This is a genomic window from Mycobacterium sp. WUMAC-067 (assembly GCF_020217485.1).
Lineage (GTDB): Bacteria > Actinomycetota > Actinomycetes > Mycobacteriales > Mycobacteriaceae > Mycobacterium.
On record NZ_JAEKMI010000204.1, the window covers coordinates 1 to 403 of the forward strand.

The 403-nt window shown below is 64.0% G+C and carries 1 protein-coding gene; it reads right to left on the bottom strand.

The features are described from left to right. On the bottom strand, window positions 1–403 hold a 403-nt coding region (locus JF781_RS28240), incomplete at both ends, for an NAD(P)/FAD-dependent oxidoreductase (RefSeq protein ID WP_225330697.1).

Consider the following 403-nt stretch of genomic DNA (forward strand, 5'->3'; position numbering starts at 1 on the left):
GCTGGTGGTGCGCCCACGCACCAACACATACCCATCGGCGTCGGTCTCGAGCACCTCGCGCACCAGCTCCGAGCGCGGGTCATGCCCGATCGCCACGAACACCCCGCTCACCGCCAGCGTCGACTCCTCACCGGTCACCGTGTCACGCAGCCGCAACCCGGTGACCGTCTGCTCACCCTCGACCGCCTCGACCGCCTTATTGGTCACAAACGTGATCTTGTCGTTGGCCCGCGCCCGCTCCAACATGATCCGCGACGCCCGAAACTCCTCGCGGCGATGCACCAACGTCACACTGCGGGCAAAGCGGGTCAAAAACGTGGCCTCCTCCATCGCCGAATCCCCACCACCGATCACCGCGATGTCTTGATCTTTGAAAAAGAACCCATCACAGGTCGCACACGAG